General features: G+C 40.1%; 14 protein-coding genes. 6 read left to right on the top strand and 8 right to left on the bottom strand.

All coding sequences use genetic code 11. The annotated features are described in order from the left end of the window. The first annotated feature begins 55 nt into the window (after positions 1 to 55). A complete protein-coding gene (locus J7338_RS16430; protein WP_228733014.1) occupies positions 56 to 1,603 on the top strand; it encodes a tetratricopeptide repeat-containing sulfotransferase family protein in 1,548 nt (515 codons plus the stop codon). Here J7338_RS16430 and J7338_RS16425 read toward each other — a convergent pair. Continuing rightward, on the bottom strand, positions 1,572 to 2,426 hold the full coding sequence (locus J7338_RS16425) for a sulfurtransferase (RefSeq protein WP_210798048.1): 855 nt from the start codon (positions 2,424 to 2,426) through the stop codon (positions 1,572 to 1,574). The two genes, J7338_RS16430 and J7338_RS16425, sit on opposite strands and share 32 nt — an antisense overlap. 364 nt (positions 2,427 to 2,790) lie before the next feature. Here J7338_RS16425 and J7338_RS16420 point away from each other — a divergent pair, with 364 nt between their 5' ends. Beyond that, positions 2,791 to 3,801, top strand: coding sequence for a glycosyltransferase family 9 protein (locus J7338_RS16420; RefSeq protein ID WP_210798047.1), 1,011 nt, complete (start codon positions 2,791 to 2,793; stop codon positions 3,799 to 3,801). On the opposite strand, the gene J7338_RS16415 is transcribed toward J7338_RS16420, so the two are convergent. From J7338_RS16415 to J7338_RS16395, 5 genes are all read right to left on the bottom strand, one after another. Continuing rightward, on the bottom strand, positions 3,798 to 4,217 hold the full coding sequence (locus J7338_RS16415) for a group I truncated hemoglobin (protein ID WP_210798046.1): 420 nt from the start codon (positions 4,215 to 4,217) through the stop codon (positions 3,798 to 3,800). The genes J7338_RS16420 and J7338_RS16415 overlap by 4 nt on opposite strands. After that, on the bottom strand, positions 4,217 to 5,050 hold the full coding sequence (locus tag J7338_RS16410) for a DUF3034 family protein (RefSeq protein ID WP_210798045.1): 834 nt from the start codon (positions 5,048 to 5,050) through the stop codon (positions 4,217 to 4,219). Before J7338_RS16410 ends, J7338_RS16415 begins: the two co-directional genes overlap by 1 nt. Continuing rightward, on the bottom strand, positions 5,037 to 7,349 hold the full coding sequence (locus tag J7338_RS16405) for a putative bifunctional diguanylate cyclase/phosphodiesterase (RefSeq protein WP_210798044.1): 2,313 nt from the start codon (positions 7,347 to 7,349) through the stop codon (positions 5,037 to 5,039). Before J7338_RS16405 ends, J7338_RS16410 begins: the two co-directional genes overlap by 14 nt. Beyond that, a complete protein-coding gene (locus tag J7338_RS16400; RefSeq protein WP_210798043.1) occupies positions 7,342 to 8,001 on the bottom strand; it encodes a methylamine utilization protein in 660 nt (219 codons plus the stop codon). Before J7338_RS16400 ends, J7338_RS16405 begins: the two co-directional genes overlap by 8 nt. Positions 8,002 to 8,164: 163 nt before the next feature. Next, positions 8,165 to 9,271 (bottom strand): phosphoribosylaminoimidazolesuccinocarboxamide synthase, encoded by a 1,107-nt coding sequence (locus J7338_RS16395; protein ID WP_210798042.1) that lies wholly within the window; start codon positions 9,269 to 9,271, stop codon positions 8,165 to 8,167. 184 nt (positions 9,272 to 9,455) lie between these two features. On the opposite strand from J7338_RS16395, the gene J7338_RS16390 reads away from it, so the two are divergent. Genes J7338_RS16390 through J7338_RS16380 form a run of 3 tightly spaced genes read left to right on the top strand, consistent with a single transcriptional unit; the run spans position 9,456 to position 11,900 of the window. After that, on the top strand, positions 9,456 to 10,145 hold the full coding sequence (locus J7338_RS16390; RefSeq protein ID WP_210798089.1) for an ABC transporter ATP-binding protein: 690 nt from the start codon (positions 9,456 to 9,458) through the stop codon (positions 10,143 to 10,145). Continuing rightward, positions 10,142 to 11,389: an ABC transporter permease gene (locus J7338_RS16385; protein WP_210798041.1), complete on the top strand. Its 1,248-nt coding sequence runs from the start codon at positions 10,142 to 10,144 to the stop codon at positions 11,387 to 11,389. Before J7338_RS16390 ends, J7338_RS16385 begins: the two co-directional genes overlap by 4 nt. Positions 11,390 to 11,399: 10 nt before the next feature. Then, positions 11,400 to 11,900 carry a DUF3299 domain-containing protein gene (locus J7338_RS16380; RefSeq protein WP_210798040.1) on the top strand — a complete coding sequence of 167 codons (501 nt, stop codon included), beginning with the start codon at positions 11,400 to 11,402 and terminating at the stop codon, positions 11,898 to 11,900. A gap of 30 nt (positions 11,901 to 11,930) precedes the next feature. Here the strand turns inward: J7338_RS16380 and mutM are convergent, their stop codons facing one another. Next, entirely contained in the window at positions 11,931 to 12,740 is an 810-nt protein-coding gene (mutM, locus tag J7338_RS16375) for a bifunctional DNA-formamidopyrimidine glycosylase/DNA-(apurinic or apyrimidinic site) lyase (RefSeq protein ID WP_210798039.1), read from the bottom strand. 1 nt (position 12,741) lies between these two features. Further along, positions 12,742 to 13,260, bottom strand: coding sequence for a hypothetical protein (locus J7338_RS16370; RefSeq protein ID WP_210798038.1), 519 nt, complete (start codon positions 13,258 to 13,260; stop codon positions 12,742 to 12,744). Between the two features lie 159 nt (positions 13,261 to 13,419). Here J7338_RS16370 and J7338_RS16365 point away from each other — a divergent pair, with 159 nt between their 5' ends. Next, the gene (locus J7338_RS16365; RefSeq protein WP_210798037.1) at positions 13,420 to 14,346 is read left to right on the top strand and encodes a manganese-dependent inorganic pyrophosphatase; all 927 of its coding nucleotides are present in this window, start codon (positions 13,420 to 13,422) and stop codon (positions 14,344 to 14,346) included. Positions 14,347 to 14,391: the final 45 nt, after the last annotated feature.

Genomic DNA, 14,391 nt, shown 5'->3' with positions numbered 1-14,391 from the left:
TCTATAAACTAAAAAAGCCTTGGTGTTTTACGCCAAGGCTTTTATGCTTCTTACTATGCAATTAACATCAGTTCAAAAACACCTACAACAACAAATTGAGCACGCTATTAACCATGGCAAGCTTAATGACGCGCATTTATTACTGATCAGTAATATTAAAAACACACCAGATGATCACTTTAGCTATTTTTTGCTGGCGCAAGTAAATGTTGCAGCAAATGATATTAGCAAGGCACATAAACTACTCAATAAAGCGATTAGCATTGATCCAATGCCATTATACTTTGCTCACTCGGCAAAATTAGCGGTACTCAGTGGCAACCTGTTATATGCGCAACAAGCGATTAATAAAGCAGTAGAGTACACACAGTTTAATGCTATTGAATGCGATTTAATTGCCAATGTATTAACTCGCTTAGGCTACTATCAACATGCATTAGAATGGCAATTACGGGCCTATCAACATGCTCCTGAAAATCCACAAATCTGTTATAACTTAGCTGTGGCCTATAAAATCATGGGGCAATTGAATGATGCTATACAGCTACTGCGTACACTTACAGAGTTACATCCGCAGCATTTTCAAGCTCACTACTCGCTAGCTGAACTTAACAATAACAAGCAGGCTAAGCAGCATTTACAACAGCTGTTAACTTTAACCGAATACGCTAAAACGCCGATGCAGCAACAATTTCTGCACCATGCGATTGCACTCAATTACGAGCACTGCGCTGATTATAAGCAAGCCTTTGCCCACTTTACTACAAGTAAGCAAGCGATCTGTCAGCATGTAAAATATGATGCGCAAGCTCACAAAGCATTTAGCCAGCAACTGATAACCTTAAGTCACAGTTATACGCCGTCCTTAAGCGACAACGATTTTACTCCGATATTTATTGTTGGTATGCCGCGCTCAGGGACTACTTTGCTAGAAAAAATAATGAATCAATCAGATTTGGTGCAAGGTGTTGGTGAACTCAATGATATTGCCCAAGTTTGCCAAGGTAATAATGCTCAGGCATTAAATAGCGTGGTGCTCAATGACGCATATAAAAATGCTGCGTTAATGGCGCAGTTGAGTCAGTATAAACAGCGTATTAGTCAACTAGTAGCAGCACAGCTACGCAGCTGCGACAAACAGCCATTTAATTTTTACTATATCGATTTAATTTTAGCGGCTTTCCCGAAGGCTAAAATCATTTGCATGCAACGAGGCCGAAAAGCTAGCTGTATAGCTAATTACCGCCAACTGTACAGCCCAGCCAGTGCGTTTCATCACTATAGCTATAACCTGCAAGACATCGATAGTTTTTATCAAGATTACAGCTCTTTGATAAATCATTTTGCAGCAAAACACCCGGATAATGTGATGATTATGCAATACGAAACATTAGTATCAGAGCCAATCACAAGCACGCAGCTGCTCTATGATTTTTGTGATTTACCTTGGCAAGTTAAGTGTCTGGATTTTCATAAACAACATAGCCCGTCGGCAACAGCAAGCAAAGTACAAGTACGCCAGCCTCTCAATAATAAAGCCATTGATTACTGGCAGCACTACGGATTTGCGTTTAACGCGAAGGACAAGGACCTGTTTCGATAGGTAATTCGTCTCGGCCGCCCCATTCACTCCAGGAGCCGTCATAAACATGCAGATTTTCATATCCGCACTCATCGGCAAATAACGCCAAGATGCATGCAGTAACGCCGGAGCCACAACTAAATTGCAAGGTAGTTTGCAGATCTGCTTGATCGCCAAGTACAGCGTCGAACGTAGCTTTAATGTCAACGAATGGCTTTGCTTCACCATCATCCAATAATTCAACAAAAGGTAAAGCGCGGCTATTAGGAATATGGCCGCTGCGCATCCCAGCTCTCGGCTCTGCCATTTCACCTAAATAACGCTGATAACCACGCGCATCAAGCAATACCGTTTGCTCATCATCGATACCCTGAAAGACTGCAGCCGCATCAATAAAGTAACCAACTCGCGGTTTGGCAGCAAAGTTACCTTTATGATAATGGCGGCTATATTCAATTTGCGTTAAATAACCCAACGACTGCCACTTAGCAAGGCCACCATCGAGTACTTTGACATTATCAAAGCCCATGGCTTTAAACATCCACCAACCTCTTGCAGCACTAAATAAGCCTTGGTCTTCGTAAATGATAACTAAGGAATCTTTATCAACCCCCATTAACTGCATCTGCTGAGTAAATTGCTCCGCACTGCACATGGTATGCGGTAGCGGATTGTCTTGATCGGCTAATTGCTTTTTAAAGTCAAAACGCTGTGCATTAGGTAACTTAGCTTCTGGTTTATACTCTCCCAGCTTACCTGGACGCACCATACCGGCATCAAAAATAATCAGCTTGGGGTCGTTTAAGTGCTTGTTTAGCCATTGGCAAGTTACGATGTTTTTCATTGTGTTCCTTATAATTAACCTGACGAAAAAGTCAGCTTTTTTTATTCAATAGCTAAATTGCTCTTACACCATAATCTTGCCAGCTAATATTTACACTGTAAATACACTTAAAAGCAGTATGGGTGAAATCAACTTTTTCTCATATAATGCTAGACGCCCCCTTAAATAATCATCGTTGAATAAATAGGAAAAATAAATTTGGAATGTGAAAATGAGCTTAACATTACGCTCTAACACCAATAGAAGTGTATTTTAGGAGTTATTAATCTTAGAACTCGTATATACTTATCAACCTAATCCAGTAATAGTAAATATTACTAATATTATCAGTTCTAAAAACGATGGATGTTCAGAGTTAAGCATAATGAAAAAAAATCATAATACGATAACTGCTAGCCAAGTAACAGGCAATATTTTAGTCGTACTACCAAAGTTCATTGGCGACGCGGTCAATTGCACACCTTCATTGCAGCTACTTAAAAACCTTTATCCAAATAAAAATATTATATTACTAATTAGGCCTCATTTAGTTGAGATGTTTAAGCGTGAAACCGACTATTCAATTATAGTTGATGAACGCTTTAATAAGACTCAACCTGTGTCTATTTGGGCGTTCGCTAAAACACTTAAAGCCACAAATATTCAAGTTGCAATAATTATGCGCAACTCATTGTCTGAAGCAATACTTTGCTTTTTAGCAAGTATCAAATACCGAGTGGGTTATGCCAAAAATGGACGTTCGCCATTATTAACGCATAAGTTAAAGTTAAACGAAAATCACCACTATATATTTCGCTACTGCCGACTTGTGAATGAACCCCATGATAATCCGTTTAGCTCTATACCAAAGACCGTGCTGGTAAAAGAGCCGAGCCTGTTAATCCCTAAACAGAACAAAAAATCTATCGGGATTTATTTTGGCGGAAAAAATAAAGGCTTTCGTCATTACCCTAATGAGTTTTCATTTATTGCAATGGCAGATATAGCTAAAAATATAGACTGCACTTTTTATATTTTTGGGGATAACGGCGAGCTTAAAGATGCCCAGCAATTACATCAGCAGCTAAATCAGCAACAAGTTGACTCTGTTGTCCTTGCAGGAAAAACTTCGATTATAACTATGATAGACGCTATCGGTGAGCTTGATTTATTACTGACCATCGACTCTGGCCCCATGCATATTGCAGCTGCATTCAATATTCCTTTTGTTGCTGTAGTGGGCCTCGGAACTTCACCATGGAGTGTTGTGGCACCCAAAGTAACTAATGCTATTACGTTAATTGCAAATGGCGATCAGCTACTTGAAAAAGATATTATTAACGAAATAAAGCCACATCACGTTAGTGAAGCTGCTTTAAAGTTGCTGAATCACTAAATCTTAATAATTTCAGATCTCAGTGGTGCCATTTTCGCGAGTATTTTATTTTGTACTGTATGATCAATATTTTGTTCATTCATGGCATTAATAAGCAAATCGACAACATGATTGAAGTCCGCTTCGGTGATGTGCATGCCAGTATGAATATCAACCATGCTATCACGCGTGTACTCACAGGGCCCATCAGTTAATACACACAAATGATTAATAAAGCCTTCGCGGAAATGGCTAATATTTGCATGCTCAAAGTAATGAATTATCTGCTTATCATTCCCGATTTGATTAATAAAACTGTCGACTAATCTTTCTAGCCCTGCTTGACCATCAAGTTGCTGATACAACGTTAGATTTGAAGCCGATGAACAACCAGCTAAGCTGGCTATTAACACTATCGTTGTTAGTATTTTTCCCATTACCAATATCCTGTTACCGATAAGTACCAACCAGTTTGATCTTTTGCTCCAGCAATACTACCTAAATCAAGGTATGCGGCAGTCACACTTACGTATTTATTTGGCATCCAAGCGACAAACACATCTTGCCAATCTTGCTCACCCAATCCGAGATTATTTGATTTTTGACGATACTCTATTCCAACAGCAACTTCTCGACTGAGAAAAATGGCAGTACTGCCTTCAAATAGCAGTTTTTCATTGCTATTCGCACCACCATAGCCGAGTAAGCCAAGCTGATTTGCTTCACTATAGCGCGTGGTAACATTCCAAAACCAGTTATAGCCTGCAACGGCTCCCAAGTGTAACTTGCTTGCTGCTAAGTAAATATCTGTGCCTGAGGTATCATCCGCGCCGACAAGCGTAGCGACTGTGCCATCATCAAGGGATTTATATTGCACTCCCAGCGAAAGTTGAGGCCAGTCACTATAAACAATATCACCATAGAGTCTCACCTTCACACCGGTGATTTCTTGTTCTATCTCGGTATTTAGAGCTGGTACAGCAAAATTTTGCTGTGCATAGCTAAGCTCAACGCGATTAAATAAGTTAACTTGGGCACCGCATACATCCAAGCTGTAATCGGTAACATCGGCACGACTACAAAAACCATTGATAGAAAACTCATCTTCGCTGGCATAGCCTGCAAGCTGTGCCCAGGGTATGATACCACCGCCACCACTGCCTTCCACTTGCGATACCCCTGGTGTTGCTAACAGCTTACCTGTTGAGGCAAAGGTATTGAATGCAGATAATGCGATAACAGTTAAAAATAATAATTTAAGCTTTTTCATTATACTGCTCCAACCATTGCTCAAACGCATCTGCTTTGAGTGGGCGACTTAGATAGTATCCTTGCACATGATCACACTGCATTTTTTGCAATAACTCAAGCGATCCTGATGTTTCAACTCCTTCGGCTACGACAGAAAAACCAAGTTGATGACCTAAGGTAATCGTGGATTCAACAATAAACTGATCCTTTTCAGATTCATCAAGTTTAAGAATAAAACATTTATCTAATTTCAGCTCGTCAATAGGTAACATTTTCAAGCGCCCTAGCGATGTTTGCCCAACGCCATAATCATCAAGAGAAATTTTGACACCGATCGTTTTCAAATTTTCTAGCGCTTGAATGCCCTTTTCTTCATTTTCAATCATATCGCGCTCAGTTAATTCAATCGTGATAAGCGCAGGTGCGACTGAAAACCGTTTTAAAGTACGAATTAAATTGGAATGAAACCCGGAATAAGCGATATCTTGGGCTGAAACATTAATTGCAGCTTGCATATAAATATCTTGCTGTTGCCAAAGCCCTACCTGCTCTATCACTGTTTTTACCACCCAACCGGTAAGGTCAACAATCAACCCCGATTGTTCAGCTAAATCAATAAATAACTCCGGTGATACCCAACTACCATCCTTGCGTTGCCAACGAATGAGTGATTCCACTTTATTGATTTGTTGTGTAGCGATATGTAATTTAGGCTGATAGGTCATAAATAATTGACCATCATCATCATTGATCGCTTGCTTGAGCTCATCGATCATAATAAGCCGTTCAAGATGCGCTTCATCCTCTCCGGGTAGATAATAATGAATATTTTCATGAGCACTTGCAGCACTATCCACAGCAATCAAGACCCGACGCATTAAATCATCCGCTTGTAACCCCTGCGAAGGATACTCGACCACACCAGCACTAAAGCGTAAGTTGATTTTAAGCTTTTGAATAGTATAACCCGCTTGTAACTGCGCCATTAACCCAACTATGCCACTTTTAAGATTACGCCCCGCACTACTAGGAAATGCGGTTAAAAATTCATCCCCCCCAATACGTGCATGTAAACCACCAAACTCATCGGAAAACTCAGCAATACGTAACGCCACTGCTTTTAAGCAGTCATCGCCAATACGAGCTCCTAACTTATCGTTGATATGCCTAAGGCCACGAATATCTATTGCCACTAAGGTATATTCTTGGTCTTGTTGAAGATTTTCGTTCAACACTTCCAGCATTGCAGAACGATTATAAAAACCAGTTAAAGAATCATGTTTTGCTGCAAAGCTGATTTGTTGTTCACGCTCCTGAATATCATTACCCATGTTTTTAAAAGCATCAATTAACGTAGCTATTTCATTGCTTTGGTTTTTATTCATCGTATCAACACTGTAGTTTCCTCGCGCAAACTGCCGCGCTAAACTCGCTAATTGAGATAATGGCATGGTTAAGTTTTTGGCCAATAAACTACTGGTTATAACGCCGATAAAAATCGTTAAAGACGCAAGAATGACTAGTGTGTAGAATAATCGCTCAAATTCACTGTAACTCTGCGTTAAATCAGCACTAAGTAAGACATTAACGGGATGATTGTCAAGTGAAGGCAAATATACATCGCGATTGCGATATACCAATTGTTCACCAAAAATACGTTTTGTGGTGGAGTTATGAAAATATTCGTTTGGAATAAACGGGCTCGGACGCTCTAACAAAGAGCTTTTAACCAAATTATCGCTTTTAGCAATAAAGCTCACATTCATACCGGTTAAGTTTTTTAGTTCAACCGCAACCTCATCATCAATTTTAAAGCCAACTAAACTGTACGCAATAGTGCGCGGGGCTTTAACAGGCAATAAAATGACTTGATACAATTGTTCGTGCAGCACAACAAAACTAGATTGCTCTGTATTGCTGAGCAACTCATTCATTAATTCTTGTAAATTATTATTTAAATCTTGCTGTTTATTAGTAGAAACTAACTTTCCTGACAGATCTAGAAGCAGCATCAAATCTGCATTAATTCGCTGACTATGATTATACAATGCACTACTAATAGTATTCGCATCTTTAGTGGCAACCGCTTGTTTAAAACCAAAATCAGCAGTTAGTACTTTTGCAGCTGTGAGCAATAAACTTTCTTTTGACGCCAGATACTGCTTATAGACATTTTCGGCCACATTAATATCTTGAGTGACCTTTTTTTCATTAAATTGACTTGTCGACCACCAAAAACTAAATAAGCTCACAACAGTAGTTAATAACACTAAGCCTACACATAAAACAGTTATGCGATTTTTTAAACTATTAGTCATTCCCGCCCTTAAACTTACTACCAAAAGTATTACGTGGCTTAGGCTCAGTTGTTTGCAGTGTTACTTGTAAACTATGAGGTGAATTTACAGCTAACGTTAGAGGCTGTTTTTCTTCGAGTGTGTTCTTTTGTAAAGCATGCCAAATAGTTAGCTGTATTGGCAAAGTTAGGCCACTTAGTTGCACATTCCCATGCTCATCACTTTGATAAACATCGGCACTTTTAGCAACATAAATATATCCAAGCATTGAATCATGGATATTACAGCCAAGTACCACGACCCCTTGATTATCAAATGTAATCGGATTTTCTGGTTGCCCTGAATATAACTTTAACTGAAATGGTTTAGCTTCAGAGAAAGAATATACATGGTGGCGAATATTATCGCTATTAGGGAAGTTCACTTGCTGCCCTTGATGAGCAATCAACAGCGTTGGTGAAAACTGCTTATCTACTTGATCCATTATCAATACAGGTAATTGTTGCGATAATGTTTTATTGCTTTCGCTAGCAATTTCTACTACTGCATTGGTAAGAGGCTGCCCATATTGATCGACGATGTGGAGCGTAACATCTTGCGCATAAATATCGCATGCAAGCACCGTTGCGAAAACAATCATGATACTTTTTTTTGCTATTACTTGCAGTTTCATTTAGTCATCCCCTGTCGTGCGAACACTAACATATGAGTATCTCTAATTAATCTTAGGTTAAGTTAATTAGAGACTGACTATAAATGCAAGAATAAAAGCCCAGTAACTATAAATAATAGTAAAACTCTAAGCTTTTAAATTGGAGAACGTTAATTACTAATAATTAAAGCTTGGAAATTAAACCATACTGCTGATCCAAAATAGCAACCACCTCAGCACGAGGATCGGTAGGAATAGTCACATCGTAGCCAACTATTTTACTGGCAATACCAACATATGTTTCTGACACTGATAGCATAACCGACTCAGGTAAAATATAATCTTTAGCTAATTGTTCGCGTTCAGGCATACGATCTTTATTCAGTAATACATCACTATCAGGCACATTATTAATTAATAACTGCCTAAACCCTTCTTTAGAGTTCTCAACAATTTTACCATCGCGAAATGCAACGCCATCCCAAATTCGCGATGAATCAGGCGTACCAACTTCATCAATGTAGATCAGCTTATCGGTGCCATCAATATCTTCGACATAGCCAAACTCAAACTTTGTATCTACGAAGATTTGATCCAATTTCGCCAACTCTTCACTTATCAGAGTAAATCCTTCAACCAGCAATTGCTCATACTTAGTAACATCTTCTACTGATTTAAAGTTAAATACGGCTAAGTTATTTAAAATATTATCGCGGGTGATATTTACATCATCCACAGCAGGAATATCAGCAACGCCAGTAATAATACCTTTTGTTGATGGCGTAATTAACACTTCATTTAACTTTTGATTAGCGGTTAAGCCTTCAGGTAATTCTAAACCACAAAAGTTACGCACCCCTTTACTGTAATCACGCCACATGCTGCCAGTAATATACTGACGAGCAATTGCTTCTACTTTTACGGTACTGGCTTTACGAACAATCCACACATACGGATGTGGAATATCAACAATATGATTTCCCGCAAGGCCTGCCTGATCAAATAACTTAAACCAATGAGATGCAACGGTGTTTAATGCGACCCCTTTACCTGGCACGCCGTTTAAACCATTTTCACCTTGCCAAATACAATCAAACGCGGAGATACGATCCGAAATTACCATAATAGCCAGCTCAGTACCTTTAGGTACTTGATAGCCTTTTTCGCTGATCAAGCGTGCGCTGTCTTCATCTGTTAACCAATAAACTGAACGCACTTTGCCACTGTGAACCGTGCCCTTAGTGCGTATTGGTAAATCATCGTTTACGTCTAAAACTTTATAGCTAGTCATGCTATCTCCGGATGTATGGCATGCCTATTACAGGCACAGGAATGGAATTGGGGTTATAAGCCGCTAATAATAATCGAGACCGAAGAAAATCACAATTAAAGCACTATGTGATTTAACGCAGTTTAGTTGGTATTTTGTTATGCAAGTTATAAGATAACATCAAAATCCAGCAGTAATTTATGTGATGATAAATATAAAACAGCTAAGTTTTACATGGCAAAAACAACAAATTAACCCAACCATTGCGATTACATCTCTTGAAATTGCAAAGGGGGAGCATGTGTTTTTACATGGCCCCAGCGGTTGCGGTAAATCCACTTTATTATCGTTACTTGCAGGCATTAACCGCCCTACATCAGGCCAACTGAGTATTTTAGGCTGTGAACTGGGTCAATTAAGTAAAAGTAAATGCGATAAGTTTCGCGCTGAGCATATTGGGTATATCTTTCAAAATTTTAATCTACTTCCTTACTTATCACCGATTGATAATGTCACATTAGGTTGCCAATTTTCAAAACCACGGCAAATAAAAGCATTAATCAATAGTCCAACCCTTAATCAAGAGGCCTCAAGGCTATTAAATGCACTGGGCTTAGACGAGCAATTACACCAACAAAATGTGGCTAGCTTGAGTATTGGCCAGCAACAGCGAGTCGCGGCGGCGCGCGCCTTTATTGGCAGCCCCGAATTGATAATTGCCGATGAGCCAACGTCTGCTCTTGATGCAAACAATCGCCAGTCCTTTATCAACTTGCTTTTTGCACAAGCAAACGAAGTGAATAGCACCCTACTTTTTGTCAGCCATGATACCAGCTTACAACCGCTTTTTAATCGCAACATTGATTTAGTGTCGCTACAGGAGCAAGATAAATGATCCTCTTAAAACTTGCTATTAGTAGCTTATATAATCGCCGCGCTAGTGCATTCTTAACTCTGTTTACTATTGCTGTTAGTGTCATGTTATTGCTGAGTATTGAGCGAGTGCGGGTTGATGCCAAAAGTAGTTTTAGTAATACCATTTCTGGCACAGATCTAATTGTTGGCGCTCGTACCGGAGATATACAGCTGTTATTGTCTTCGGTTTTTCGCATTGGTCATGCTAACAATGGCGTTAGCTGGCAAAGCTACCAATATATAAAACAACAACGCGGCGTCAACTGGACCATTCCGCTATCACTAGGAGATAGCCATAAAGGCCAAGCGGTACTGGGCACTTCCGCTGATTATTTTCAACATTATAAATTTGCTAAAAAGCAGCAGCTTAGGTTCAGCCAAGGCCGCGCCTTCGCCCATTTAAATGAGGTCGTACTGGGCGCGCAGGTAGCAGCCAAGTTAGGCTATTCGCTGGGCGATAGTATCATTATTTCACACGGTATGGGTAATACCAGCTTTCATCATCATAATGATAATCCCTTCACTGTGGTGGGCATTTTAGATGCGACGGGCACGCCAGTTGATAAAACCCTGCATATACCATTAGCTGCTATTGAACAAATCCACAGCACTAACCACCACACCGGACATGAACATGAACATGAAAAACCTACTGACCTCATTGGCAATCCAAAACAAATTACTGCGTTTTTAATCGGCTTTGATTCACCACTTTATACTCTGCAAGTACGTCGTAATATCAACCAGTTTAAAAATGAAGCATTACTTGCCATTATGCCTGGCGTCACGTTACGTGAATTATGGGAAATGCTCACTATCGTGGAAAAAATCTTACTGCTCTTTTCTATGGTGGTGGTACTAGTGAGCCTACTAGGCATGCTCACTACACTATTAGCAAGTCTCAATCAACGCCGTCGAGAACTCGCCATTTTACGTTCAGTGGGTGCGAGGCCTTGGCACCTGTTCGCCTTGATCAGTATTGAATCATTACTGATCACATTCTTAGGTTGCCTAGTGGGTTGCGGATTATTTTATTTACTTATGGCTCTCGCTGCTGGCTATCTACAAAGCCACGCAGGGATCACAATCATCATTGCTATGCTATCGAGCTATGAACTCATGCTGATCGGCGCTATTATGGCGGCCGGTTTTATCGTTGGTTTAATACCAGCTACCCGTGCCTATTTTTACTCACTGTCTGATGGCATGAGCATTAAAATTTAAGAGGAACACCATGCAGTATTTGCAAAAACTCACTGTCGTTTACTTAGTTATTTTTAGTTCTATTTTGAGCCTTAATAGTTTCGCCAACGAACCTAAAGAAATCTTTTGGGAAGATTTAATTCCTAAAGGCCATGTACAAATAGACACCCAAAATCAAGCCAGTCATGAAGGGACAGAGCAAAACTGGGTGCAACCAGATTTAGACGCTCCTGTTGTTAAAGAGCTAAATGGCCAATCGGTCAGTTTACCGGGATTTGTTGTACCACTTGAAGGTGACAGTGAAGTGATCACTGAGTTTTTGCTGGTGCCATATTTTGGCGCGTGTATCCATGTACCCCCACCGCCACCGAATCAAATTGTTCATGTAACAATTAAAGGCGGCGTGCCAATTGAAAGCCTATACGATGCTATCGTCGTGACTGGCGTTATCAGCACTGAAACGTGGAGCGGCGAGATAGCTCAAGTGGGTTATAAAATGACAGCCATCGGCGTTGCACCATTTGAGCTGTAAATACCAGCTCACAAGTGCATACGCCTTAGCTTATTTTTGGCATTGGCTACAATACACGGTACTACGCTGCCCTAAACGAATTTCTGTTAATGCTTTTTTACACACCATACACGGCTCACCTTTACGGCCGTACACTAAAAGCTCTTGGGCAAAGTAGCCTGGCTTGCCATCACTTTGCGCAAAATCTTTTAGCGTTGTACCACCTTGGATGATAGCAGCTGCAAGTGTATCTTTAATGATAGACACTAATTGCTGATAACGCACAAGCGATATTTTACCAGCTTCGCGCTGTGGGTGAATACCGGCTTTAAAAAGGGATTCATTGGCGTAAATATTACCGACTCCAACCACTACAGCGTTGTCCATAATAAATTGTTTAACTGGCAGCTTTTTATTGCGCGACTGCTCATATACGCGCTTAGCGGTAAATTTATCAGTAAGCGGCTCAGGGCCCAACTTACTAAATAAACTATGGCACTCCCCAAAAGCTTGCCATAAACAACAACCGAATCGACGTGGATCATTTAGTCTCAGAACTTTACTGTTATCAAATATAAATTCGATATGATCATGCTTTTTTAATGGCTCACCTTGTTCTACAACTCGTAAATTACCCGACATCCCTAAATGCAAAATAACACTGCCCAATTTACATTCCAGTAGCAAATATTTTGCCCTGCGCCCAACAGCTAACACAGGTAAGTTAGCAATTTGATACACTTCATCAGGTACAGGCCAGCGCATATTCGGATTATGAATATTCACCTTTGTTACTGTTTGCTGCAAAATATGCGGAGTGATCCCCATTCGGCTAACTTCAACTTCTGGTAATTCAGGCATGCTATTTAGACTCTCTTTGTGAAAAATCAAAACTAGGGAATAAACGCTGTGCCGTGGCTTTATCAAGCAATAACACGCGCTGGTTGCTTTTATCTAATAAATAATAGTCCTGCGGTGCGCGATATAATTGATATAACCAAGGCAGTTGCTCACCAGCCAGCCACACAGTAGCAACAGTTAGCCCGGGAGTATTATGAAATGTAGACGGTTTCTCAGCGACCGACAGCTGCGTACTTTGCCATTCATTAATTAATTCAACAAGATTAACGGCTGTTGCCTGCCATAGACTCGATGATGCGTTTTTGACTAACGCAGTAGCACGCCAAGACGTGCCGATGCGCTCTATTTTTTGATCAGGGAATTCGAGTGCTAAAATAAAACTCTGCGTCGGTAACACGGATTGTACACTCGGTTGTTCAGGACCACTGTTAAGCTTAGTGTGCAACCCATTGAAAAAGAAAATCATTAACAGCATGGAAAAAATAACTACATTGTTCCAGCCCTTGCGGCCTAACTGCATGGAGTTCTTCCTAAAAGATTCAATTAGTTAAAGTGTAACCAAAAATATGTAAAAATGGCAGTCGAAATTTGTTATGCAATATTACTAAAATTCACCAGTGGTAATGTGCCAAAGTTAGATTACTTTGCTAATATACGGCAAAATTTAAGGAGTTCCGTCATGTCAATGTATGTAGTGGGTCATAAAATCCCAGATTCAGATTCTATTTGTGGTGCAATTGCACTGGCTTATTTGAAAAACCAAATTGAAGAGCCTGCAATTCCAACCCGCCTTGGTGAAATTTCACCTGAGACACAATTTATTCTTGATAAGTTTGGCTTTGAAGCGCCAGAACTTAAATTAAGCTACGCAGGTGAAGACGTATATATCGTTGACCACACAGAAAAAACCCAAGCACCTGATGATATCGACCAAGCACGCGTTGTCGGTGTTGTTGATCACCATAAACTAGGCGATTTAACCAGCTCTACACCACTTGAGTGCTGGATCCGTCCCGTCGGTTGCTCAAACACCATTATTAAAATGATGTATGATTTTTACAATGTTGAAATTCCAAAAGACATTGCAGGCATCATGATGTGTGCAATATTAAGTGACACAGTTATTTTCAAATCACCAACCTGTACGACTGCTGATATTAAATGCGTTGAAGCACTTGCCGAAATTGCCGGTGTGGAAGACTTTAAAGAATTAGGTATGGATATGTTCCGCGTTAAGTCTGCAGTTGAAGACACACCAGCGCGTGATTTAGTCATGCGTGATTTTAAAGATTTCAATATGAACGGTAAATTGGTGGGCATAGGTCAGCTAGAAGTTATTGACCTTGCGGTATTTGATGACATTAAAGCAGATCTTGAAGCTGATATTGCCAAGCTTAAAGAAGAAGGCAATCGCCACTCTGTGCTTTTGCTGCTTACCGACATAATGAAAGAAGGCTCACAAATGTTAATCGCCTCTGACGATGCAAATATTGTAGAGCAAGCTTATGGTGAAACAGCAAAAGACGGTAAAGTATGGCTAGACGGCGTATTAAGTCGCAAAAAGCAAGTCGTACCACCACTACAAGACGCTTTTGCAAAGCTGTAAGCTGTAAGCTGTAAGCTGTAAGCTGTAAGCTGTAAGCTGTAAGCT

The organism is Pseudoalteromonas ostreae, from assembly GCF_018069805.1.
GTDB classification, from domain to species: Bacteria; Pseudomonadota; Gammaproteobacteria; order Enterobacterales; family Alteromonadaceae; genus Pseudoalteromonas; species Pseudoalteromonas ostreae.
This window is presented reverse-complemented; position numbering and strand designations above follow the sequence as displayed.

Bases quoted from the DNA above. Each gene is read 5' to 3' on its own strand.
- J7338_RS16430 (WP_228733014.1), top strand. From the start codon at position 56: ATGCAATTAACATCAGTTCAAAAACACCTACAACAACAAATTGAGCAC.
- J7338_RS16425 (WP_210798048.1), bottom strand. From the start codon at position 2,426: ATGAAAAACATCGTAACTTGCCAATGGCTAAACAAGCACTTAAACGAC.
- J7338_RS16420 (WP_210798047.1), top strand. From the start codon at position 2,791: ATGAAAAAAAATCATAATACGATAACTGCTAGCCAAGTAACAGGCAAT.
- J7338_RS16415 (WP_210798046.1), bottom strand. From the start codon at position 4,217: ATGGGAAAAATACTAACAACGATAGTGTTAATAGCCAGCTTAGCTGGT.
- J7338_RS16410 (WP_210798045.1), bottom strand. From the start codon at position 5,050: ATGAAAAAGCTTAAATTATTATTTTTAACTGTTATCGCATTATCTGCA.
- J7338_RS16405 (WP_210798044.1), bottom strand. From the start codon at position 7,349: ATGACTAATAGTTTAAAAAATCGCATAACTGTTTTATGTGTAGGCTTA.
- J7338_RS16400 (WP_210798043.1), bottom strand. From the start codon at position 8,001: ATGAAACTGCAAGTAATAGCAAAAAAAAGTATCATGATTGTTTTCGCA.
- J7338_RS16395 (WP_210798042.1), bottom strand. From the start codon at position 9,271: ATGACTAGCTATAAAGTTTTAGACGTAAACGATGATTTACCAATACGC.
- J7338_RS16390 (WP_210798089.1), top strand. From the start codon at position 9,456: ATGATAAATATAAAACAGCTAAGTTTTACATGGCAAAAACAACAAATT.
- J7338_RS16385 (WP_210798041.1), top strand. From the start codon at position 10,142: ATGATCCTCTTAAAACTTGCTATTAGTAGCTTATATAATCGCCGCGCT.
- J7338_RS16380 (WP_210798040.1), top strand. From the start codon at position 11,400: ATGCAGTATTTGCAAAAACTCACTGTCGTTTACTTAGTTATTTTTAGT.
- mutM (WP_210798039.1), bottom strand. From the start codon at position 12,740: ATGCCTGAATTACCAGAAGTTGAAGTTAGCCGAATGGGGATCACTCCG.
- J7338_RS16370 (WP_210798038.1), bottom strand. From the start codon at position 13,260: ATGCAGTTAGGCCGCAAGGGCTGGAACAATGTAGTTATTTTTTCCATG.
- J7338_RS16365 (WP_210798037.1), top strand. From the start codon at position 13,420: ATGTCAATGTATGTAGTGGGTCATAAAATCCCAGATTCAGATTCTATT.